At 34.6% G+C, this 20,789-nt stretch carries 30 protein-coding genes and 1 pseudogene; 6 read left to right on the top strand and 25 right to left on the bottom strand.

The window, feature by feature from the left end; genetic code table 11:
- Positions 1 to 67: 67 nt before the first annotated feature.
- Positions 68 to 1,117, bottom strand: coding sequence for a helix-turn-helix domain-containing protein (locus PTQ21_RS12335; protein WP_274570041.1), 1,050 nt, complete (start codon positions 1,115 to 1,117; stop codon positions 68 to 70).
- A gap of 291 nt (positions 1,118 to 1,408) precedes the next feature.
- On the opposite strand from PTQ21_RS12335, the gene PTQ21_RS12330 reads away from it, so the two are divergent.
- The 3 genes from PTQ21_RS12330 to PTQ21_RS12320 all read left to right on the top strand — a co-directional run bounded on the left by PTQ21_RS12330 (position 1,409) and on the right by PTQ21_RS12320 (position 4,812).
- On the top strand, positions 1,409 to 1,579 hold the full coding sequence (locus PTQ21_RS12330) for a hypothetical protein (RefSeq protein ID WP_274570040.1): 171 nt from the start codon (positions 1,409 to 1,411) through the stop codon (positions 1,577 to 1,579).
- Between the two features lie 7 nt (positions 1,580 to 1,586).
- Positions 1,587 to 3,563 (top strand): recombinase family protein, encoded by a 1,977-nt coding sequence (locus PTQ21_RS12325; protein ID WP_274570488.1) that lies wholly within the window; start codon positions 1,587 to 1,589, stop codon positions 3,561 to 3,563.
- Positions 3,564 to 4,008: 445 nt separating this feature from the next.
- Positions 4,009 to 4,812 carry a hypothetical protein gene (locus PTQ21_RS12320; protein WP_274570039.1) on the top strand — a complete coding sequence of 268 codons (804 nt, stop codon included), beginning with the start codon at positions 4,009 to 4,011 and terminating at the stop codon, positions 4,810 to 4,812.
- 66 nt (positions 4,813 to 4,878) lie between these two features.
- On the opposite strand, the gene PTQ21_RS12315 is transcribed toward PTQ21_RS12320, so the two are convergent.
- Positions 4,879 to 5,508 (bottom strand): recombinase family protein, encoded by a 630-nt coding sequence (locus PTQ21_RS12315; protein ID WP_274570038.1) that lies wholly within the window; start codon positions 5,506 to 5,508, stop codon positions 4,879 to 4,881.
- A gap of 652 nt (positions 5,509 to 6,160) precedes the next feature.
- Positions 6,161 to 6,949 (bottom strand): HNH endonuclease, encoded by a 789-nt coding sequence (locus PTQ21_RS12310; RefSeq protein WP_274570487.1) that lies wholly within the window; start codon positions 6,947 to 6,949, stop codon positions 6,161 to 6,163.
- 144 nt (positions 6,950 to 7,093) lie between these two features.
- Between PTQ21_RS12310 and PTQ21_RS12305 the strand changes: the two genes are divergently transcribed.
- Positions 7,094 to 7,537 (top strand): hypothetical protein, encoded by a 444-nt coding sequence (locus PTQ21_RS12305; protein ID WP_274570037.1) that lies wholly within the window; start codon positions 7,094 to 7,096, stop codon positions 7,535 to 7,537.
- 78 nt (positions 7,538 to 7,615) lie between these two features.
- On the opposite strand, the gene PTQ21_RS12300 is transcribed toward PTQ21_RS12305, so the two are convergent.
- Together PTQ21_RS12300 and PTQ21_RS12295 are read right to left on the bottom strand one after the other, a co-directional pair.
- Positions 7,616 to 7,759 carry a hypothetical protein gene (locus PTQ21_RS12300; RefSeq protein ID WP_274570036.1) on the bottom strand — a complete coding sequence of 48 codons (144 nt, stop codon included), beginning with the start codon at positions 7,757 to 7,759 and terminating at the stop codon, positions 7,616 to 7,618.
- Between the two features lie 247 nt (positions 7,760 to 8,006).
- Complete coding sequence (locus PTQ21_RS12295) at positions 8,007 to 8,144, bottom strand: hypothetical protein (protein ID WP_274570035.1); 138 nt, start codon at positions 8,142 to 8,144, stop codon at positions 8,007 to 8,009.
- 552 nt (positions 8,145 to 8,696) lie between these two features.
- Here PTQ21_RS12295 and PTQ21_RS12290 point away from each other — a divergent pair.
- The gene (locus PTQ21_RS12290; RefSeq protein ID WP_274570034.1) at positions 8,697 to 9,044 is read left to right on the top strand and encodes a hypothetical protein; all 348 of its coding nucleotides are present in this window, start codon (positions 8,697 to 8,699) and stop codon (positions 9,042 to 9,044) included.
- Positions 9,045 to 9,325: 281 nt separating this feature from the next.
- On the opposite strand, the gene PTQ21_RS12285 is transcribed toward PTQ21_RS12290, so the two are convergent.
- From PTQ21_RS12285 to PTQ21_RS12250, 8 genes and pseudogenes are all read right to left on the bottom strand, one after another.
- Complete coding sequence (locus PTQ21_RS12285; protein ID WP_274570033.1) at positions 9,326 to 9,514, bottom strand: hypothetical protein; 189 nt, start codon at positions 9,512 to 9,514, stop codon at positions 9,326 to 9,328.
- A 116-nt stretch (positions 9,515 to 9,630) separates the two neighbouring features.
- A complete protein-coding gene (locus PTQ21_RS12280; RefSeq protein ID WP_274570032.1) occupies positions 9,631 to 9,915 on the bottom strand; it encodes a hypothetical protein in 285 nt (94 codons plus the stop codon).
- 35 nt (positions 9,916 to 9,950) lie between these two features.
- Entirely contained in the window at positions 9,951 to 10,823 is an 873-nt protein-coding gene (locus tag PTQ21_RS12275) for a hypothetical protein (protein ID WP_274570031.1), read from the bottom strand.
- 28 nt (positions 10,824 to 10,851) lie between these two features.
- Positions 10,852 to 11,214 (bottom strand): annotated as a pseudogene (locus PTQ21_RS12270) (cyclic-phosphate processing receiver domain-containing protein).
- Between the two features lie 36 nt (positions 11,215 to 11,250).
- Positions 11,251 to 11,928 carry a peptide arginase family protein gene (locus PTQ21_RS12265; protein WP_274570030.1) on the bottom strand — a complete coding sequence of 226 codons (678 nt, stop codon included), beginning with the start codon at positions 11,926 to 11,928 and terminating at the stop codon, positions 11,251 to 11,253.
- A gap of 50 nt (positions 11,929 to 11,978) precedes the next feature.
- The gene (locus PTQ21_RS12260) at positions 11,979 to 12,305 is read right to left on the bottom strand and encodes a hypothetical protein (protein ID WP_274570029.1); all 327 of its coding nucleotides are present in this window, start codon (positions 12,303 to 12,305) and stop codon (positions 11,979 to 11,981) included.
- Between the two features lie 44 nt (positions 12,306 to 12,349).
- Entirely contained in the window at positions 12,350 to 12,616 is a 267-nt protein-coding gene (locus tag PTQ21_RS12255) for a hypothetical protein (RefSeq protein WP_274570028.1), read from the bottom strand.
- Between the two features lie 36 nt (positions 12,617 to 12,652).
- The gene (locus PTQ21_RS12250) at positions 12,653 to 12,958 is read right to left on the bottom strand and encodes a hypothetical protein (RefSeq protein WP_274570027.1); all 306 of its coding nucleotides are present in this window, start codon (positions 12,956 to 12,958) and stop codon (positions 12,653 to 12,655) included.
- 170 nt (positions 12,959 to 13,128) lie between these two features.
- Here PTQ21_RS12250 and PTQ21_RS12245 point away from each other — a divergent pair, with 170 nt between their 5' ends.
- Positions 13,129 to 13,746: a hypothetical protein gene (locus PTQ21_RS12245; RefSeq protein ID WP_274570026.1), complete on the top strand. Its 618-nt coding sequence runs from the start codon at positions 13,129 to 13,131 to the stop codon at positions 13,744 to 13,746.
- Between the two features lie 93 nt (positions 13,747 to 13,839).
- On the opposite strand, the gene PTQ21_RS12240 is transcribed toward PTQ21_RS12245, so the two are convergent.
- The 12 genes from PTQ21_RS12240 to PTQ21_RS12185 form a co-directional block, all read right to left on the bottom strand.
- On the bottom strand, positions 13,840 to 14,130 hold the full coding sequence (locus PTQ21_RS12240) for a hypothetical protein (RefSeq protein WP_274570025.1): 291 nt from the start codon (positions 14,128 to 14,130) through the stop codon (positions 13,840 to 13,842).
- Position 14,131: 1 nt separating this feature from the next.
- Positions 14,132 to 14,290, bottom strand: coding sequence for a hypothetical protein (locus tag PTQ21_RS12235; protein ID WP_176854809.1), 159 nt, complete (start codon positions 14,288 to 14,290; stop codon positions 14,132 to 14,134).
- A 32-nt stretch (positions 14,291 to 14,322) separates the two neighbouring features.
- The gene (locus PTQ21_RS12230) at positions 14,323 to 14,610 is read right to left on the bottom strand and encodes a hypothetical protein (RefSeq protein WP_274570024.1); all 288 of its coding nucleotides are present in this window, start codon (positions 14,608 to 14,610) and stop codon (positions 14,323 to 14,325) included.
- Positions 14,611 to 14,634: 24 nt separating this feature from the next.
- On the bottom strand, positions 14,635 to 14,967 hold the full coding sequence (locus PTQ21_RS12225; protein ID WP_274570023.1) for a hypothetical protein: 333 nt from the start codon (positions 14,965 to 14,967) through the stop codon (positions 14,635 to 14,637).
- A 347-nt stretch (positions 14,968 to 15,314) separates the two neighbouring features.
- Positions 15,315 to 15,611, bottom strand: coding sequence for a hypothetical protein (locus tag PTQ21_RS12220; RefSeq protein ID WP_274570022.1), 297 nt, complete (start codon positions 15,609 to 15,611; stop codon positions 15,315 to 15,317).
- A gap of 47 nt (positions 15,612 to 15,658) precedes the next feature.
- The gene (locus tag PTQ21_RS12215) at positions 15,659 to 16,378 is read right to left on the bottom strand and encodes a hypothetical protein (RefSeq protein ID WP_274570021.1); all 720 of its coding nucleotides are present in this window, start codon (positions 16,376 to 16,378) and stop codon (positions 15,659 to 15,661) included.
- A gap of 113 nt (positions 16,379 to 16,491) precedes the next feature.
- Positions 16,492 to 17,328 (bottom strand): hypothetical protein, encoded by an 837-nt coding sequence (locus PTQ21_RS12210; protein WP_274570020.1) that lies wholly within the window; start codon positions 17,326 to 17,328, stop codon positions 16,492 to 16,494.
- Between the two features lie 261 nt (positions 17,329 to 17,589).
- Complete coding sequence (locus PTQ21_RS12205; RefSeq protein WP_274570019.1) at positions 17,590 to 17,898, bottom strand: hypothetical protein; 309 nt, start codon at positions 17,896 to 17,898, stop codon at positions 17,590 to 17,592.
- Between the two features lie 18 nt (positions 17,899 to 17,916).
- Positions 17,917 to 18,186, bottom strand: coding sequence for a hypothetical protein (locus PTQ21_RS12200; protein ID WP_274570018.1), 270 nt, complete (start codon positions 18,184 to 18,186; stop codon positions 17,917 to 17,919).
- Between the two features lie 225 nt (positions 18,187 to 18,411).
- Positions 18,412 to 18,774 (bottom strand): hypothetical protein, encoded by a 363-nt coding sequence (locus PTQ21_RS12195; protein WP_274570017.1) that lies wholly within the window; start codon positions 18,772 to 18,774, stop codon positions 18,412 to 18,414.
- 937 nt (positions 18,775 to 19,711) lie between these two features.
- Positions 19,712 to 20,020 (bottom strand): hypothetical protein, encoded by a 309-nt coding sequence (locus PTQ21_RS12190; RefSeq protein ID WP_274570016.1) that lies wholly within the window; start codon positions 20,018 to 20,020, stop codon positions 19,712 to 19,714.
- A 167-nt stretch (positions 20,021 to 20,187) separates the two neighbouring features.
- Entirely contained in the window at positions 20,188 to 20,652 is a 465-nt protein-coding gene (locus PTQ21_RS12185; protein ID WP_274570015.1) for a hypothetical protein, read from the bottom strand.
- Positions 20,653 to 20,789 lie beyond the last annotated feature (137 nt).

The raw sequence follows: 20,789 nt of genomic DNA, 5'->3' as shown, positions 1-20,789 counted from the left end.
CATAATCGAACGTAAACTATCCCCCTCCACACTGGAAGGGGACTTGTTTTAATTGGCTAGGTAAATTTCATATATCATTTACATCCTGTATCTTAGTAATCTCACTCAATTCCTTGATATCCAACACATTCATCAGTCTAAGCAGAAAATGACCATCAGGTGTTGTTTCTCCACGTTCCCATTTTTGAAGAGTTCGATCTGAGGCCCCAATTGCTTCAGCAAGTTGTTTCTGGGTCATCTTTATCGCTACACGTTTATCTTTAATTACTGTATAATCAAACTCCATTAACAATGGGCCTGTATATAGGTCATACCAAACGTCTGAACCATCTTCAGCTTCCCCATACGCATTAAGCCCCCACACTTTTGTTTTAGGCGTTATTTCTACATACAGAAACCCTTTAAGCCTATCATTAACATCAACCCAAATCCTTTTTGCATTTTTAATCCTCAAACCAATCCATTTCAGTATAGGTTGATTATTGCGATCACATGGAAATATACCTTCCATCTTTAAGATGTTTCCGTTTCTTTCAATGTAGTCTCCGACATACATATCACGAATCTCATATATAATCGGCTTAAGTCCAGCCCTCTCTCTGACTATGTTATAGTCCACGATAAGATGCTTTGGAGTTTTTTCTTCTACACCAAGTTTCCGAGCCAATTCAAGGTAATGCAACCAAGTGTAAATAGATTCAAATTCGCCCACATATCCAGTTTGCCTAATAGTGTAGTTGAAGATAGTAACTGTATCAATTCTATAGTCGTGATAAAGCTGTTCAAGTGCAATGTAGAAACGTTCTAATTCCTCTTCATAACTAATACGGGAATATTCAATTATACGAATTACAAAGTTATACAAAGTGCCTAGGTTGTCTAAATTTCCTTGCGAATGATGAAAATAAAATGGAATCCTTCTAATAAATACATCTTTTGCAACTGACTGAAATAAATGTCCATCCATTTTATCAAATCCTAAGTATGCAAATACCTCTAATCCAACTACCTCATGCCTGGATAAGTAATCAACCAGCTTTTCAACATTTCTTTCTTCGTCTATGTACTGTCTAATAAGTGCTTTAAGTTGTTGCTGCTCATCTACTGCAACAGTCATTATATCCCCTCCTCTTTGGTATATCCACATTATAGTATGAAGAATATGGGTAGGATAGATGACAGGTTATTCGTATGAAGTAACTCTTCTTTTAGAATCTACATATCTTTTAGCAACCATTTCTCCAATATGCCCAAATAAAACGAAATAATGTTCGCTAGAATCTATTGTCAAATTCTTTATGCTTGTCTTCTACTTCCCTCACTCTTTCAATTCATTCAAAAGAATAGAATGTATTTTTGGAGGAGATAATAAAATCAAGTAGTAATTGAGCTTATTAAGGTGGTCATTATGAAATACAAAAAAAAGTATGATTATCAGATTATTTCTCGTTACCCAGACGAAGATGTTGCAGTCCCAGAAGAAATTATGGAAGCGCAAATTCTAAATTGGATGGAATCCATTCTTCTAAACTACTCCATTCATAACCAAATAGAATTTAAAGTAAATATGGAGGATTGATTTTTTGATGAAAGTACTCAGAGACAATGAAAAACTAACCAGGGAAGAGCTTGTAACCTTGATCGGTAAGATTAGGGCTATCGTTTATGTTCGTGTATCCAGTGAAATTCAAGTCGATAATTATTCTCTCGGTTCACAAATTGAGATATGTGTCAAAGAAGCAAAAGACAAATTTAACATAACTGAAGATGAAATCATCGTACTAAGAGAAGAAGCAGAATCAGGGGATAATCCTAATCGTCCAATGCTTAACTATATTATCTTCTTGCTAAGTAAAGGTATTGGTAGCAAAGTAATATTCCTTCACCCAGACAGATTGAGCAGACACCTACATTTGCAACAACAGATTACACATAAGATATGGGAACTTGGTTGTGATATACACTTTGTAGAGTTTGATTTAGATAAGAACAACGCCGAATCAATGCTCAATTTCAACATCCAGGGCTCGATAGCTCAATATAACAAAGCAAAAATCCTAGCCAATACAAAACGTGGTAGAAGGGCAATGGTAGCAAACAACAAAATACCAGGAATGAATCGGTTATACGGATATACTTATGATAAAGAACTACAAACTTTAGTGGAGAACCCCAAAGAAAAAGAAGGATATCTTACTATGGTAAAAATGATTCTGAGCGGTGAAACATGTTCCGGGATAGCAAGGCACCTATCAATAAATAATTATTGTGCTCCAAAGGGAGACAAATGGTACGAAGCAACCATAAGTAGAATATTAAATAATGAGACGTATAAAGGTATATACTACTACGGTAAAACTGAGGTTAAACAAATAAATGGGGAGAAAGTCCAAGTACCAAGACCTAGAGATGAATGGAAGGCTATCACTATTCCAATGTACATAGATGAATTAACTTACGAAAAGGTAAAAAAATGTCTGGAGGGTAATATTAAACAAGGAGGCAGACCTTCAGAAGGTTATCTGCTGAAGGGAGTAGTAAGATGTGGCAGATGCGGAGCTGCTGTCTCTGGTGGAGTGGCGAGTGTTACACAGAGTGGAACTCATAGATATTATACTTGCACTCAAAAAACAAGAAAGTCATTTACTGTTGGAACTGGGGAATCAAACAAGGTGTGTCTCGGTCATAATTGGCGTACAGATATTATTGACTCTATTGTATGGAATGAACTATCTAAGTTCATCATTAATCCTGATAAATTATTAGAACGATTATCAGATAAGAGTAAAATTGATGAGATGGAAATAAGAAGAAACTCTATTACTAAAGAAATTACGGGAAAAGAAAGGTCCAAAGAAAGATATATTGACCTGTATGCTAATGGGTTTATTAAAACCAAAGAGGAGTTATCGAGCAAATTGCAATTAATTGAGAGTAATCTTGAGCAATTAAAACAGGAACTATCCGCATTAAACGAAAATCTTGATCTGAACAGGGAACATAATTATATGCAATTAGGATTCCCTTTGCTGGAGAAATATCAAAAAATTATCAATAACGAATTGCAAATGAAAGACATGAGGAAAATCGTTGGTATCCTTGTCAATAAAATAGTCTTACATGATGATAAACGTATTGAGATATTCTACAAATTCATCGCTGAGAATCAATTAATTAGAAGTGCTATCTATGCCTCTGATTCAGTCAACTTCGATAAACTAAAGTGGGTAGTTGAACCCTCAGCTCCTAAATGGGAAAATATCGAGCAACTTTACCCTCGGATGCTAAAAATGTACAACGAAGACTTACTTAGTTTTGAACAAATTGCAGAAACAACCGAAACTGATTGGTGGACAATTAAGCAAATGTTCAACGCTAAAGGAGCCCTTTTGCTTACAACTAAAGAAAGAGGAATAAAAAGACGTGCTCGTGACTTTGAGTGGATATATAAATTACACTATGAGGATGGACTAGCCTTCACTAAGATTTATAAGGAGTACGGAATTAGTCCAACATACTGTAAACAGGTACTCGAAGAAAACATGTATATGTTGAAAAATTGAAAAACACCCCTCTTTAACCCTCTTGAGAGGGATTTTGTAATCCCCTCCTACCTATGGAGGGCTATTTTGTGTAGATGGGATGGCGTTATGGTGTCGGTTTTATCCAATAGAATTTCCCTGATTCAAATACAACTCTCGTGTCGAAGCAGATGTGCTAGGGGCATATTCTGTAAAATAGTCACCTTTTTGGATTTAAAATATCCCCCCCATACTAGTCCTATGATCAGGGTGGCGTGTCAGTATGTATCGTCACTGAATCCAAGTTTACGGTGTAGATAGATGTGCTGTAGGATATTATGGAAATTCTCACTCATTTTTAGGTGTAAATACACCCCCTTATGTACATTTTCCTATTTCCATCCGTTATCAGACATTGTATCGGCTAATCTTATTTCTTTAAGCGTGTGTTATACTGTAGTGTACAAATACTTTAGGGAGGTGTTACATGACGAATAGTGATTATGAGAAATTAAAAGAACTTAGTAAAAGCATGTCTGTCCTACGTGACGAACAAATAAATGCAATCTCAAAGGTTGCAAAGACACTTAATGAATCTCCTCGTATGAAAGCCTATGAAAGATTATCAAATTCTTTATTAGTAGCATCCGCTCAATTTGATGTGTCAAGATATGAGCCACTTTATAAATCATTAGTGGAGCTTTCTAAGGTGACGTCTTCGCCTTCTTTCTTGAACACAATGAATGAGTTGAAGAAGGTCGGCAATGCTTTGGTAAATACAATGCAGGTGTACTATGACTCACCATCATATAGGGCAATGATTGAAGCTTTTTCAAATATGGATACGCATTCTTGGCAATCATTTGTTGATACTGTACCTGAAGATATTTCTTCTAACATTAATGATATCGAACAGGAAATAGAGAGTGATCCTGAAACCAAAGCTAACTTCCAACCTTATATGGAAAGCATTGAAGAGGTATTATCATCTCATGTTGGTGCAAAAATTGATCTAAGTAAGAGTAAACTTACTATTACTGGCTTAAAAATACTAATCCATCTCATCATTACGTTAGTTGGTATATATGGTCCTCAAATTTTACTTCCAGATCCAACTGATGATTTAGTCGAGGAAACTAAGCGACACAATATAGTTGAAGAACAATATCAACGAGATGATCTTGAGTTGAAACAGATTCAAATAAAGATTGATCAGGAACAGGTTAAAGTTAACAAACAGATACTGTCAGAACTAAAGAAATCAAATGAACAAAAAAAGGACTCGAAATGAGTCCTCTTCTATTTATTCACCAATCATAAACTTGATCAAACTCAGGATTAATTCCAGAACAATCATTTAGCTTAGGCCATTTGCTTTAGCTTCTTGTTGTTCATATTCCTTTACTCTGCGATACCAACTGTTAGGCTTCATGTCTGCCCTTCTCATTGCGGCAACTGCTGTAATCCTTCCTTGTTTCCATTCTGTGTATGCTTGCTTAAACTCATCGTTGATTGCTTGCTTAGGTCTACCAAACACTACATTGTTATTCTTAGCAGCCGCTATTCCCTCAGCCTGTCTACCGTTTATCTTTTCCCGTTCGCGCTCTGCCATATATGACAACAACTCTAATACGATGCTTGATATAACCTTCTCTAGTCCATTCTGGTACTTCCTCGTATCGAGCATTTCCATATCCAGAATCACAATGTGTGCACCTATGTTTTGGCTTAGATCCTGCCATTCATTCTTTATCTCTTCTGCATTCCGTCCCAAACGATCCAGTTCTTTAACAAAGAGAATATCACCTTTACGAAGCACATTCTTCAAAGCTTGATAATATGGCCTGTCAAAGTTTTTACCACTCTGTTTGTCTATAAAGAAATCACGATCCATTATACCTAAGTCCTTCATTGCTTCTAACTGTCTCGCTTCGTTCTGATCTTTAGATGAAACTCTTATGTATCCATACTTCCGAATCTCGCTCATACTAATCATCCTTTACTATGTCGTTAAGGATATTATACCAAAAAGTGTGTCAAAAAGTATATAATAAGTTTTGAAATGTTTTATATATAATTTTACAGTATTTGAAACATACCAAAACTACTTTTGACATACACCGAAAGAGTCTTTCAAAAAGTATACTTTTAGCCACAGCTTTTCAATCGTAGGCACGTACCAATGTGGTACTGGAACAATATCGGACAATTACGAAGTCCCTTTGGACAGTGTGAGCCTGTCTTAAAAATTCGTCTCTGTAACCGGATTCTGACTGAATCGACAAATTACAATCACATAGATCATGATTCCAATCGTGTACGATACAACAACTATCCATTTATGCAGTTAAATCAACGTTTTAGCTTCTTTATGAGGTCAATTTATCCTATATCGTAAGCGCAATCGTGAAATGACCAACAACACCCTAAAAAGCTAGTCGTAGCAACGATTTCAACACATTAGAAAATTTTGTAATTTTACGATTGGAATATCAAAAAATGTAGGTAGGACAAGGGATTTCAGCGTTTTCCAAAAGTTCAATCGTATAGTAACAGGATTATTTGAAATGTTGACTTATTTATGCATTATTTCACATTTATTCACGTGCCATGCTTTGCACTCCCAACTTACAAAAAATTTACATTTTATTAAATATATGCGTTCTATGATATCTTAGATATTTCTGATGTCTTTGATGTGGCTTTCTTATAAGGCAACTACTGACCACCATATTAGCAATATCCTCATCTGTTAAATATTTCGAGAGTATAATCTCTCCATTTTTATCAAATGATATATAACCTTTATCAAATAAAGCATCTAAATTTGGAGTTAACAGTAACCCATTAAACACATCCAATCTTTCATTATCCGTACTGTCTTTCCAAGGTTTTATGTGAGATGCTTTAAGTAAGTCAAGTCTCTGAGAGCCAGTTACTGAACAGCCTTGCCAATATTCAATAAGAGCAGCTCTGAATGATCCTTGTCCTAGCCTTGATGTAGTTAATGTATCTCTTTGTGTTACTAACTTTTGTACTTCTATTTCCCTATTCGATATTTGGAATCGAGTTTCCCAGTACCTGCGTTTCTTTTTAGCTGGCTTAACATTTAACTTGTTACAAAATTCTAAAAATTCGTTTTCAACTTCTTCTATGTAATATTCATTACCAAGTATCTTTTTAATTGCAGTATTTGTTCTTCCACCATGACCGCGATCTCCGTCATGTTCTTCAAAATTGTTGTCGATATAGCCTGCAAATCTACTTGGAGTGAATGTTAATGATCCATTAACTTCTGCAACCACATAACATTGCCCATTCTTAACCAAGTCTAAATAGAATTTTTGTTTGCTCTTTTCAGAAGACGTACTATAACTTAAGAGAGTTTTGATATTTATTAACAAGTGATCAAGGCTAAAAATTTCCATTTTTTTCACAACCTATTTTTTACATTATTCTAACATACTTCCTAAGTATATTGATAAAAACCCTCTTTTCTACTAATCTTGCTTGTCTTTATACGTTGAAGTTTATAAAATACATACTGAATCTTACTAAAGGTGGCGATGTTGATGACAGTTCCTTTTAAACCTTTCAAATTCAAAAATGCTTCTGAAGTTGACCGTTCCAGTGGCACAACCTATTTTACTAATCCTGACAAGAATACGGCTATTGTGGTTCCAACTAAAGTGGTCAACGCTATACATAAAGTAAATGGGAATACCATATTAACAGATTCTCTTGCCACAGCACTACACCTTAGATCATTTGGTAATGACGATGAAATAATACAAAATTGGCACGAGACTTCTTATGATATGTATGCTTTTCCGAAGTCCACATCAAACGAAAGATTTAGCAAGTTCATGTTCACTATATTTAAAGAAGTAAATCACGAATTAACAGATACAGAGGTTGACTATCTAATATTTTTCTTTGCTAGAGTACCACATGGTTTTAAACTTCCTCGGAATTTTATTCATTGTCATACAGAATTGAAACACGACATCCTTTAAAATGGTGGCCCTCTGGGCTGCTTTTTTAATAAAATTGCGACTCATCAAGACTTAATCTTCTCGTATATATTCAATTTCTTAATTTATTTTATAATCAAACTCCCATTCGAGAACGCCGTCCACATTATACAGTTCATGATCAATCTGACCAATTATTTTCTCTTTGTGTTGCAACTCTTCTTCATCAAAAATGATGTATCCTCTGATAATTGCTTTTCTCACATTCTTTACTCTCATTTATCCGACTTGGCTTGAAAACAGTGAAAATCATCGTCACACGAAAAATGTGCCTCAAACTCTAACTCCCTTTACCTTGCATAAGCCTTGCCTTGAAACTTGGAATTTGTATAATCATTTTTATAATGGATACAAAAATCACAAACTGCTCCAATCATCGCACACTGACTATCCTAGAATACGACCATAAGTATGTCTCCTTCTATCTAATTAGTATTGTGATCTTATTTGCTTAGTTTTTAATCATGTGATCCAGCGTGTCTCTTAAAACTATGGCATCGGCAAGAGAGAAATCAATCACGGCTTTTCCTATGCAACCTTGTATATGTAAGTAGAATTCATCCTTTTCTGCTTTATCCAATGTTCTCACAATGGTGTCGTGATTCCAATACAGCCTACCCTGATCCCCATTACTAGTATGAGTTTAATTGTAAACCTTCTTGATTTAAGGTTTGAATAATAGCCACATTGTACCTCCTCTCTTAATCAAATCACGATTGTATAAAACTATGAAATTTTAGCATTTGGTATAACTTTCATTTAACGTGTATATACTCCTTATATAGTTAACAACATTAATTAGTTGATAGAGGAGATGGTTTTATTGCCACCTGTAGTCATAACAATTAACAACTTTCAAATTCTCGTGATTACTGTTCCACCAGATGTATTTGATAGCATCTCAATTACTCCCGAACATCTGAACAGCAATCATTTCATATTCTTAGAAGATGGTACTGGTAAATTTAAATCAAATAGTTACAAAGCTATGGTCTTATTCTTCAAATAATTTCTCTGAGCGGATAATCTCCGCTTTTTTTTAGTTAGTCGGCAGCTTAGTTCTAAATGATCATTCTCATTTCATATTGACTTTTACTGACTTTCGGTGTATCATCATCTGCACAATTAAGGAGGTGTCTATATGTCTAAGCTTGCAGTTCGGAAATATTGGAACAAACGTAACGAACTATTATTTGGTTATGCTTTCTCAGTATTAAGAAGACTTTCTTGGAAATATGATATTACTAAAATCAGAAATGCCCCAGGCCTTATTTTATTTTGTTCGCTAGATAGCGATAAAGATTTCGTAATTAATCATGTACATACATCTTACGATATTGGAAAAAGATATCTTGAATTGCAGAGTGAACACCCAGATTATTTTGTGAAATATGATATCGCTTATACATATGAGCAAGGATGGAACAATCGGTATCATATCAGAAATATGTTAAATTGTTTGAGGCTTCCTCCATATCTGCGAACTTAACCGAGAAACCTTCTCGGTTTTTTTATGTACTTTATTTCTGTGCATCTTCTTAAATCGTTGACTAGCAGCCTGTCTTTGCTCCTTAATAGTTACACGTTCATTTTCAGATCTCAATGAAAATTGGTCGAACTTCAGATACATATAGTAACGTGCTCCATTTTGTTCTATTTTGTGTGGTTCTGCGCCAGCCGTTCAGAGTTTGTAATGATGTTCTGTTGCAAGGTGAACAAAATAAAAAACCCGCCATTTAAATGGTGGGTTTTATCTGTGTAATCTACATTTCACTTGGATATTTTTTTAGAGTGATAGTCACTTAACTGCTTCATCCCCGTAGCTGCAATAATTAATTCATAAATAACTTCAATATCAGCAACTATTTTCTCACAAGTTATCTTCACATCATCAGAATAGTCGTAGATTTCATCATTAGGATTTTCTTGAAGCTTTATTCGATTTAAAGCTATATTCAAACCAATATTACATTGCACCATTGATTGCTGAAGAACATTTTCAACTGCAAATCGTATATTTTCAGGAAGCCAGAGTTCAACCTCTTGATATTTAGTTCTAAATTCATCGTACGTTGTTAGGGGACCAAACTCCTCATATTCTCTTCTTTCGGAGAATTCATCTCCATCTGAAACAATAAAACTTGCAAAATATTTTCTGAATTTAATGAGTGCAATATAGAATCAGAGTATGCTTGTTGTCTATATATGTAGTTAGACTCAATAAATCTAGTTTTGCTTTCACTTTTTCTCCGAAAAAAACCGATAACCTCAGTTAACAAAAAACCCAGGATTACACCGCCAAAACCTGTTATAACATCAACTTCTGTAAAAAAATCAGCTACCTTATCAATCTTGACCACCCTCACTCAATTTTTTATGTGAAACTTGCATCTCATCATTGATTTTGAAATACATACACTATGACAATGTAATTTCTGTCTTCTTCATCATCATGTAAGAATTCCCACAGTAGACTAAAGAGTGTTCTAGTTGCAAACATATCATTGAGCTCAGGAGGCAGAGCACTGCCTAGTATGTATAATCCATCCCTAGAAAGCTGCTGCAAATGATTTAGTACTAGATGAATATTTCTCCAGTCGCCCTTAATAATTTTACTCACAGGAAGCATGGCTGGGCTATACTCACCAGTGATTTTATTATGTTTAAGTTCAAAGGTATCGGTCATGTGTATAATAACGCCATTAGAAACAAGTTTACTCTTTAACCCTGAAAACAAACTACTATGGATTCGATTAGATAACTCATTTAACTTTTGCCCAACTTTAGGAGACAAACTCTGTGTTTGAAATTCATTTGTTCCATAAAAATGACTTGTTAATAATTGTGTTGAAAAGCAACAATTCACTACTAAATCATAAGTCTTATCAAGTTTTGAAAGGTCAATAACAGGTTGAATGCTAGTTGCACGATTTAGTAGTTCTTTTGCATTTTTTATTTGATTGCTTATGCCAGATAAATCAATTATTACTTTGTTAAATTTCTTCTTATCACTAACCCTAGCCAAAAATCTTTCAAGTGCACCATCGTCAAGATCAACAATTGTTATATTATTAAATTTGGATTCTAATAGTTCCACCGGGATGTCGTTACCATTACCCACTCCAAGCAGAAGAAGATTCCCATTATTGACTCCATAGCGCTCAATACATTTTTTAATCACTTCCCCAATAGTATTTCTATATTGAGCCCATTCCTCCCATTGTTCTCTTGTATCAATATTCATCAAAGTAAGTTGTTTTTGTAACATTTATTGCCCCTCCGTAATAAAAGTCATTTCAAATTCCAGAATACTTATTCTCCGTTATAGGATAATGATATATTTCTATATCTTCATCTATAAACCCTCTACGTTGAGCAGCTAGCAGTGTCTCATACATGTTTGTGCGTCCCACTGGATTGTCTGTATGTAAATAGACCTTGACAGCCTTCAGCCCATGCTCACAGAAGTACTTCACTAAGTCATATCCATTGGGCATTTCATTACCAAACACATCCTAACCCAGATCATGGTCTAATGTAAGTATACCAACGTTTCTGTGCTCAAGAATATGTATTGCTTCATAGTATGTACGAGCGACTACAAAGCCTTCTGGACAGTCTCTGAGGTCATCTACATAGAGGTTGATCTTCTTTGTCATGGTCGCACCACCTTCCTTGTGAAACACATCTTTCATCTACCAATAGGTCGCATCCTCAATATTCAAATCAAACACCGAACAAAACAAATTATAAATATGTTTTGCTGCATCATCATCTCCACAAAATTCTGGAGATTGTGCCACTGTTATAAAATCCCAAGGATAATTCTTTAGATAAGTTAATATCTCCACGATTTCGTTATCACTTTTCAAAATCTGTCCAGAATACATATGTGTTCCCAGATTGAAGTAGTCTAAATCAAGGTCAAGAACTTTTGTTCTGCCTTTCAGTAAACTATTTAACTTTCCTGATTCAATTTGACTCTTAAAGGCACTAAAACTTGTGAACTGAGCACCTCTGTATTCTCTCCCCATTATGGTTTGATTCCCCTCATGGAAAGCATCTGGAACATTCTCATTTGAAAGGAAAATTATATTATTGAATAATCCCTTAGCAAAAGCAGGAGCTAGAAATTCATCAATAGCAGTCTTTGAAGCATAGTCATGAGAATCTTGTAGTGAGTCTACCGTATCCCAACCGTTGTCAACAATTTCAAGTTGATCAAATAAATCGTCTAAATGTGCATCGACGTGGATTAATGAGGATTCTTTGTTGATATACTTTAGACTTTTTGCAATGTCCCAAGCATAATATGCCCAATTGTGGTCTCGCATGATGTAAACGCGTTTCTCAGGGAAGCAAATTCGATTCATAAGCAGCAACCTCCCTTTCCTTTTGAAATAGCCATTTTATTAATCAAAGATCAGTCTGAGATTGACCTTTGATTAATGTGTCCAGCAAGCTCTATGCACTTATTATAACGATCCAGATATTGAGCTTTTACTTCAAGAGAATAATTATTATTATCCTTCATTTTCTTCAAAGCCAACTCCATTTTGGCGTACCACTCTTCAAGATTAAGTCGATCCTCTCTATTAACACTTCTAGTTTTAGATGGATCGCTTAATGAATCAGCAAGCTTCTCTGTGTAATTAAAGACATATTCGATTTCACCTTGTTGATTTAATTGTCTCCATATAACATTTCTTTCATCATCATTAAGATTTTTTGCGTAGTTTTCTTTGATCATCTGAACCACTCCTTGTGTTGTAGATTCTATTTGAAACAGTCATTTTACTCAAACTCTTTAACAAATTTCTTAATATCTGAAACCATACTCAATCTTACAGTTGACTTCATCTCACGAATCCCTTTTAGCATTACTAAATATTCATTGAGTATAACAGCCATTGAGCTATCAATTCTATTTACTTTTACTTTCACATTCATAACAGGTTCAGCAAACAACAGAGTACAGTTCACTGTAAACTGTTGAACTGTGCCTCCATATGGATTTACAACATCTTCAATCTTTTCAATACTGAATTTATAGAGGTCCATACTTCATCTCCTTGTAAAATAGTTATTTTGAGTTATTTAATTGTCTTCTTCCAGCATAAACTTAAGATAGTATTGAATAAATTCAATATTAGACATACCATCAGGATACTCTTCTGTTTCTGCTTTTAGTGCTCTCCCCATTGAATCAAGAATCTTCGTAAATGCTTTATCTGCATAATCATTCCCCAAGTGATCATTGGCAAATTTAAAATCAAGATTCTCCAGCATAGCTGTAATAGCACTTACTTGTAGATCGACACCTCCAAAGATTTCGGAATTCCCCTCAACGACAATCTCATTATCTTCACCATGATTAAAAATTGATTTGGTTCGTTCTCTCACCCTAAATTCTCCTATTCTTTATGAAATAAACCTAGTTTTAAGCCGAAATTATTGTAACATTATTCCTGTTTTATTGGATATATGCGGTACGTTGTTATAAAAGATATATGAATAATGCATCTTTTTCTGCACTCATACGTACAAATTTATACAACTCAAGGAGGTGTTACATGAATTTATATGAAACGAATAAATTGAAGTACATATCTTATGCACTGGCTGGAATTGTCTCTTTAATCCTAATCCCATTGATTTTGTATATTGGATTAAAGGAAAACCCAGATTCCACCGAATATTCCTGTAGCAATCTCATTTATTCTAATGATAAGCTTAAACAAGCTGAAGAAATCAAAGTAACTTCTGCACGAACTTTTAATGAGAGTATAAACGCCTCTAGTGTGTTCTTTTCAATGAGTAAGTCATTAAATCTTACTAATGACGTAAACACTTTGTTAAGTAAGGCCAAACAAGTTGAGGCCGATAAAAATACTACAACCATCACTATACCTAATAAAGCGTGTAAAAGTTCAATGGAAACAGGTCAGCAAGATGCTTTCACAAGATCTACCGACAACTCCCTTCCCAATCTAGCAATATATAATTGGGTTAAAACTAGCGAAAATTATTTCGCAGCCAAGCTTAATTCTACTAACGTAATTATGTTACTTGATGATTCAGCAATTTCAATTGAATTTAGTGGGTCGCCAAATTTTTTCTTTGGAATTAAGGCAAAGATAACTGTATACTCATTGGATTTATCGACTAACAGAGAACCTTCTCAGATATAAAAAACTTAAAAAAGAATTTTTAGAGACAGTGAAGAAGAGACTGTCTCTTTTTTTTGAAATGAGCTATGTTCTCATCAGCATCACACCACAGACTCAAAGTTCTTTATTATATGCATTTGCAATAGTAAATCCCGAAACTTGCACTGAATCATAGTCCTTAAACTCCGCGTTTGTCTCCACTAATCCATCCACGACATCCGCTGCTCGTCGGATTAATTCATCTTCACTTAGTTTCTCATCACTATCGATCTTAACATTCTTATTTATGTAATCCTTTATCTCATCTCTACTGGTAAACAAGTTCACGATAACAGTGTATGAAAAGTGTTGATTACACTGTTTTCTTATATGGTCAGGCATTGGATAGTACTTCAAATCTATCACCTCAGTTTTCTCTCAAATTGTACGATGGGAATGTCACCTTACACCTCTTACAGATTACCAGATCAATTACATCTACAATATCTCCGTTCTGTTCTTGCAGCACTTCATAACCTGCATACTCCACTTCATTCGACTCACAATCAGGACATTCTAACAACAAAATATTACCTCCTCAATTCATACCAAAAAACTTCACCTATTCTCATAATGAATTAGCTTTTCAATCACATCAGCGAGCATTATTTTGAACTCCAAAGAGCTGTTTTTCGCCACTGAGAACTGCGCGTCCAGTTTCTTGTTATAAATCAGCTCATTTATTTCCTTGATCAATAAAGCATCCTTTTTCTTATCACCAAATAATGGGTTTTCTTTCAAAAGGGCAGGGACTCTGCATATCTGTTCCAATGAAAGTGCATCAAATAAATCCAATAATTCAATACTTCCATCTCTCTTCGCCTTTATCGATAAGTTTGTGGTCAAACCTACACCCCATTTCTAGAAACTTCATAGTGCCTTATCAAATACATCTATTACTCCAATACTATAAAGTTGAGCTACATCATAATTATCATATCCTTGCTGGGAATCAATTTGCTCATAAAACATATCAGCAACAAGATCTGAGAGTTGATCAATATTTAATAGCATTTCATGAGGTATTCCTACTTTCTTAACTAAGTAATCTTCATTTCCATTCTTTATGGTGTAAACAACATACTCAACGTTATGTATATATCTCTCTTTATACATTTTAAGTGCTTGAGGAGTCTTACTGAAAGTGACTATTTCTTTCCCTTCTTCATCAACATTCCTTAATAAGTATACCTGAGCTTCCATACCATATCCCTCCATTGATGTAAAATGTTATGATTTATCAACTTCGACGTTTTAAATAATAGGCTTTACTTAGGGCATCTGGATATATTAATCCAATTTGCTCTTCTTCTCTTCTATTTATGTAATCTAAGATCTCATTGTGAACAAAACCTAGGGTAAGCGGGCTTATCTCCTCTCCCTCTTCATTAATGATTATTGTTGTTTTAGATAAAACATCATAGACTATCTTCCAGTCGTGAGATATTAAATCATTGATTTGTTCTTTAAAAAAGTATCATGATTATATGGATTAATTTTACATTTTTTTCTTTCGCCGTTATCTCCGTGAAAGGCTAATTTTATCTTAACTAGACTCCGAAGAACTCTTTATATGACACATCAACATGATCCCTATTACATACAACGTTAGTAATCTCTTCAAATTTTTCAAATTTACTAGTTATCCATTTTAGACGGATATCGTTATTGCTCGACTTTTCATTCGTGGATATAGGTCTCCTTATATACGTTTTTGAATTGATATCAAATTCAATAAAATCAATAATATCAGGGAGTTTTTTACTGAAAATTGCATAATCTTCAGTTGAAGCTTCTATAAGTCTGGCGTACGCATCTGAAAATTCATAAAATTTATTATTTCTCATACTTTATTTTATCTCCTTCCAATGAAAGACTCATTTCTTATATAAATTCATGAGAAATTATTATCAAAACAATCTTTAGATTCACATTTAATTTTGTACCATTGATAACCATACTCAGTTATGTTTGAATGAATCAATAATGTGTTGCCACATCGAACACAATTTTTTTCTGATAGATTACCTCCTTTATACTCTTCCAGATATGCTTCTGCTAGTTCTATCTCTTCAATTATTGTTGCAAGAGCATTATCACTTATATCAATAGGTTTCTTATGCCCTCTTTTTGCGTCAATTGAACGAGAAAAAGCTCCAAACCCACCAACCAGCTCATGATGATGCGTGCTAATCCGCCCACCACCTATTTCGAATAATTTTATCATGGGTTCATAAATGTCTGGAAACTGAAGTGCAATATTGTTGCCACTATCAAGTAGATTACACCATCGTAGATAGTGCATGCTTAATAATTTCATAAGATAAAAATCAATTTCTTTGTAGTTCGGAGCTGTAGCCAATAGCTCGTCCCATTCATTATCGGCCATTTTATAGCCTAATAACAAATCCATTCCGACATAGATACTTGTAACTTCTTTGGAGATGAACTGTAAATAAACACCAACTCTTCGGTAATACTCAGCAATCAACCTAGCATCTGCTTCATATTTACCTCTAGACCTTACCTCTTCGTATCTTTTATTGGAGATTCCAATGTATTGATTCGCGTCAATATTCTTAATTCTCTCAACAGCTAGTTCGTAATAACTCATGAATTTAATATCCTCTTTCTTACAGAATCATTTATCGTTAATTTTGCTTTCTTCAATTTCGCTTCTGAACGATCTATTCAGAAATAATAAGATATTCCAGTAAAAGAATTGTTTTATAGCGTTTTAAAGAAATTTATTAATTGATATATCTTCTTAAGATACGGAATAAAGACCTGAATATTGGCATACACTTGCTCCTTTGAGATGGTTACTCCTGTTGGATGACCAGCATCATTGCGATAGTTTCTGATCATTTCAAAAACTCCAAGTAATACATTATTTAACCCATCACTGATATCTTTCGGGATACTCGATTGGATCGTCGTAAGACTTCTTGTCAATTCATCGAATTGTCTCTTAATCATTCTATTTGCGAATTTATCATAAATCTGCTTACGCTTTGCTTCATCATGAAATGAGTTAATAAATGAATCAATGAGTAAGAGTAGAGCCTTTTCAGAAGCGCAGCCAAGCATAATCGTAGAGGATAACAAAAGATTAATTCGATACGCCTTTAGACATTCAGTCATATATGTAATAATTAGTTCGTCAATTTCAGGAATATCTTGTTTTATGCTACTTAAGTATCCTGATGGGTCATGTGGCATAGGCATTTCTGAGTCTACAACCGAATGCCCGTAATCTGTAAGTTTAAGCCATGGCCATTCAGAATTACTTGCATTAATTCCAATCATTAATACGCCTTCAACTATTAAGTTCCATATAATCTCTCTGACGCGATCCTCATCGTTACCATCTAATACATATTCCCTCCCAAAATGTCCACTGTTGTTGTTCCCTATATTTAAGATTAGGCCTTTACTTACTGCAAGTTGTGCTACATCACTACATACTCTGACATACTGGCTTTGTGGTACACTCTTAAAAACTTCTAACACAAGCCCTCTAATTTGATCAAGGGATACATCCATTTTTTGTAACCAACCCATTTGACTAATCTCCTTATAAAAGTATTATTTCACTCAGAATAACTACGCAATTTCATATATCAGTACATAATACGCTGGTCCCTATCAATCCACTTAATTTGCTACCACAATTATACAACAACAAGTGTCAGTCTACCTATGTATTTGAATGTAACTGTGTTCAGTGGTAACCAGTTTGACTACTACTGATTCAATCCTTGTTTCAATAGTGGCTATTCATATTGTCCGCATAAGAAAAAGCACCCCGAAGGATGCTTTATATTAATCAAAATAGAAGTCCAAATTTTCTACCGATTTTACTGCTGTAGAACGATAAAGTATGCTGTTCTTCGTGTCTTCACCAATTAAAAAACAATCAACTGAAAGTATGAATCCCATAATACCAATTTTCTCATCATATGTTGTCAATCGGGAAGTTTTCTTACCTTCATTTCCATTAATAGAATTGGTGTAAAATTCTTTTAAGTAGAATTCCTTTTCTGGATCATCAGAAAAATTTGTATAACCATATATCACAGTCTCTTCGTTAATTGTAATATCGGTTCCATCTAAGAAAGTAATCTTAACCATATCAATCGACTCCTTTTATTATAAATCAATCCACTCACTCTTCATGCCAAACAATTCACGCCAATTCTTAACATTGTAGATTAACTGTTCCTTACTTAATTCTCCATTACCATGTGCATAGAACCATTCAGAAGGAGTGTCCCTACAAAACATATCTTTGTGCTCGTGTGCTGCGTCCTCGCCATGCAGTTTAATCATTTCAACTGTATTATCCTTAGGCATTCCTACCGCATCTAAGATGATCTCTTCGAGGTCTTCAATATATTTATCATACACACTCCAATCCACTCATAGAGCGTCCTCAACCTTCTTCTCTTTTGTCCTCATATCATAAATCATGTCAATCAAACTAGACATTGTTGCTTCATTCATCTATATCACTCCTTATGTAAGATAGGAATATTATACCATCTACAATAGGACTATCGCATAGTGATATATTCTAATACATCATGGTTAATTTCCCTGTGTAGAAGGCCAAAGAAAAAAGCATCGCGAGGATGCTTAAAGTGTTTAATATTCATCATCTTCGTCTAAATCAATTTTAGCCAGTTCAATATCAATTTTGTTTCGGATAAGATTGTTGGCTGATTGAAGTTCATCTTTCTGTTTGGTTAGTTGTAGTTTTTCTTGAACCAGTCCATCTAATACATTTACCACATCATTGGCTTGATTTGTAATAAAATTTCTTATAGAAGTAGATAAATTTTCAGTTTCAAGTAGATTTACTAGAATCTCACGTTTCATATTTAAAACATATATTTTCTCTTCGTTGTCTTTAATTTCTTCATTAAGTTCTTTTAGATCTCTGTCCAATTTCCTAGCCCACTCGTTCAAAGAATTTTCTCTAAATTCGGCTTCTCTATTCATAGACATTTAATCCATCTCTCCCAACTTAATGTTATCACACAAGTTAATATACGCAGATAGGAGACTTTGGTCGCATATAATATCGTAATCTTTCTGTGAAGCTCACGATAGTTAACGAAGTGGATTATTATCCACTTTGTAATTGAAGTCGTGGATTATAATATGCACGATCCCAGACTCATGATCGAAGTCTAGCAGGGGCCTTCTATTTGGAGTTACCCTTATTTTAGCTGATGTCACGAATCCACTGTGACCGTCACGAGGATGTTCTCAATATGGTTTCACGCAGTGTTAAACAGCTATACACTCTGTAGAACACATGTTCACAATGGACACTCACGTTAGAGTTGGACACAACGTCCAACAATTCTCAACACGATCATTGGTCGTCTAGATAGGCTGTCGTCAATTTGACGAGAGGCTTAGTTACCGTCAAAATGAGGTGTACTGAGTCTAATCGAGATTTCTCGGAAAAGTACTGTTCGTTAATTTGCTAGAAGCGGATCAATAATAGGATATAATCCAATGTGGACAAAATTGTCCATATTGAGAACACGAACATCAAACAAGACACTAGTTAAATTTCTTACGCTTTTCAATTGTAATGTCTATATAGTTGCTTGTAATCCAATGTGCACAAAAATGTGCGCATACAAAATCCCAACTTAAATCTGATTTTCAATGTAGTACACAAAAATGTGCCATCCTCATATGTAACATTCAATTTTCAACATCATTCGTTTCTGTTTCCTGATCAATGTTAACTCTTCCCGAATTTCCATCCTACGTTCAACTGTTAAATCTAACCTAGATCCTTCAGCAACTAAATGACTATACCTTGAATCAGGCGTTATAGGATTAGGCCTACGTTGTTTCTTTGGCTTCACTTGCTGAACTTTGTTTTTTGCTGACCTATACGGAATCTCTGTATGCCTCAGGCTCATTATTGCTTCAAGCAAGTCGTCTCTACCATACATAGAATTTCGTTCCCCTCTCCTCTGTCAGTATTTCGCAAAGATTCTAATTCATCTTGTTCCCTGCTATATTCAGGAAGCACTTTACCCTCGATGACTTTAATGAGTGATTTATATCGAATATCTTGTTCCCTTGCACGATCCATCATACCAATTATCATGGCAATATCTAATCCATTATCAATGGTTGCGCGAGTACGCTGGTAATGGTCAAAGTTCCAAGCTGATTTTTCATCAGGTGGTAAATTATCATAATCGGCCTTGTACATATTCTGCACGTGCATCCTCCTTTAATCAAGTTAAAATCGGAATTTTATCAAGTTATTTATTTGTGGTTGTTAAACGAATTATAGAAGTCTCGTTACAGTACAATGTTACAATGTTTGATTTATATTATTCTCCGGTCAGGGAGCTAACTTTGTACCTGTCGGTCAGTGCGAATAAATTAATTAAGGTACAATCGTTCCAACACATCATTGAGATGTATGTTATTCTTTATTCGTTTTATTCTCATCACATCTTTGATATCGATTCTCCATTGTTTAACCCGTTCAAGATGAGCCGTAGACACACTATGTTTGAAATACTGCATTAAAGCCTGTAACGGATTAAGCATGTACATATCCAAAAATGATTCGTCTGACATTGGATTGATGTAAAGTTGTTCTTCCCTCATCTCGTCAAGTAAAGCGTGAATATTTGAACCAGATGGTTTGTGAGGAATACGATTCATAAACTCGTTCCGCAGTTCGTCAGTTGCAAGAACTGCTTTCATATCGGCAATTAACATAAAAGCATTTTTTTTGATTTCACATTCAATGATGATTTGTTCAAAAGTCCAAGCTGGTAAAATGAATGTTGTCAAGGATTCGTTCCCCTTTACTTGTGAAGTTGTGGATGGTTTGTTCATGAGTATCATTATGTATTCGTCTCCTTTGAAATTAGTATTATTGACTAAACGTATGCAACAGATTTTAATGCAATCCACGTACCGTTACGTGTACGTATACATAATTGTCTGTTAATCAATTTACCGTGTTTGTACAT

The organism is Paenibacillus marchantiae (genome assembly GCF_028771845.1).
In the GTDB taxonomy this organism is placed as follows: Bacteria; Bacillota; Bacilli; order Paenibacillales; family Paenibacillaceae; genus Paenibacillus; species Paenibacillus marchantiae.
This window is presented reverse-complemented; position numbering and strand designations above follow the sequence as displayed.

What these genes read in the sequence shown, in the direction of transcription:
- PTQ21_RS12335 (WP_274570041.1), bottom strand. Translation starts at nt 1,117, where the DNA reads ATGACTGTTGCAGTAGATGAGCAGCAACAACTTAAAGCACTTATTAGA.
- PTQ21_RS12330 (WP_274570040.1), top strand. Translation starts at nt 1,409, where the DNA reads ATGAAATACAAAAAAAAGTATGATTATCAGATTATTTCTCGTTACCCA.
- PTQ21_RS12325 (WP_274570488.1), top strand. Translation starts at nt 1,587, where the DNA reads ATGAAAGTACTCAGAGACAATGAAAAACTAACCAGGGAAGAGCTTGTA.
- PTQ21_RS12320 (WP_274570039.1), top strand. Translation starts at nt 4,009, where the DNA reads ATGACGAATAGTGATTATGAGAAATTAAAAGAACTTAGTAAAAGCATG.
- PTQ21_RS12315 (WP_274570038.1), bottom strand. Translation starts at nt 5,508, where the DNA reads ATGAGCGAGATTCGGAAGTATGGATACATAAGAGTTTCATCTAAAGAT.
- PTQ21_RS12310 (WP_274570487.1), bottom strand. Translation starts at nt 6,949, where the DNA reads ATGGAAATTTTTAGCCTTGATCACTTGTTAATAAATATCAAAACTCTC.
- PTQ21_RS12305 (WP_274570037.1), top strand. Translation starts at nt 7,094, where the DNA reads ATGACAGTTCCTTTTAAACCTTTCAAATTCAAAAATGCTTCTGAAGTT.
- PTQ21_RS12290 (WP_274570034.1), top strand. Translation starts at nt 8,697, where the DNA reads ATGTCTAAGCTTGCAGTTCGGAAATATTGGAACAAACGTAACGAACTA.
- PTQ21_RS12275 (WP_274570031.1), bottom strand. Translation starts at nt 10,823, where the DNA reads ATGTTACAAAAACAACTTACTTTGATGAATATTGATACAAGAGAACAA.
- PTQ21_RS12265 (WP_274570030.1), bottom strand. Translation starts at nt 11,928, where the DNA reads ATGAATCGAATTTGCTTCCCTGAGAAACGCGTTTACATCATGCGAGAC.
- PTQ21_RS12260 (WP_274570029.1), bottom strand. Translation starts at nt 12,305, where the DNA reads ATGATCAAAGAAAACTACGCAAAAAATCTTAATGATGATGAAAGAAAT.
- PTQ21_RS12255 (WP_274570028.1), bottom strand. Translation starts at nt 12,616, where the DNA reads ATGGACCTCTATAAATTCAGTATTGAAAAGATTGAAGATGTTGTAAAT.
- PTQ21_RS12245 (WP_274570026.1), top strand. Translation starts at nt 13,129, where the DNA reads ATGAATTTATATGAAACGAATAAATTGAAGTACATATCTTATGCACTG.
- PTQ21_RS12225 (WP_274570023.1), bottom strand. Translation starts at nt 14,967, where the DNA reads ATGGAAGCTCAGGTATACTTATTAAGGAATGTTGATGAAGAAGGGAAA.
- PTQ21_RS12220 (WP_274570022.1), bottom strand. Translation starts at nt 15,611, where the DNA reads ATGAGAAATAATAAATTTTATGAATTTTCAGATGCGTACGCCAGACTT.
- PTQ21_RS12215 (WP_274570021.1), bottom strand. Translation starts at nt 16,378, where the DNA reads ATGAGTTATTACGAACTAGCTGTTGAGAGAATTAAGAATATTGACGCG.
- PTQ21_RS12210 (WP_274570020.1), bottom strand. Translation starts at nt 17,328, where the DNA reads ATGGGTTGGTTACAAAAAATGGATGTATCCCTTGATCAAATTAGAGGG.
- PTQ21_RS12205 (WP_274570019.1), bottom strand. Translation starts at nt 17,898, where the DNA reads ATGGTTAAGATTACTTTCTTAGATGGAACCGATATTACAATTAACGAA.
- PTQ21_RS12195 (WP_274570017.1), bottom strand. Translation starts at nt 18,774, where the DNA reads ATGTCTATGAATAGAGAAGCCGAATTTAGAGAAAATTCTTTGAACGAG.
- PTQ21_RS12185 (WP_274570015.1), bottom strand. Translation starts at nt 20,652, where the DNA reads ATGAACAAACCATCCACAACTTCACAAGTAAAGGGGAACGAATCCTTG.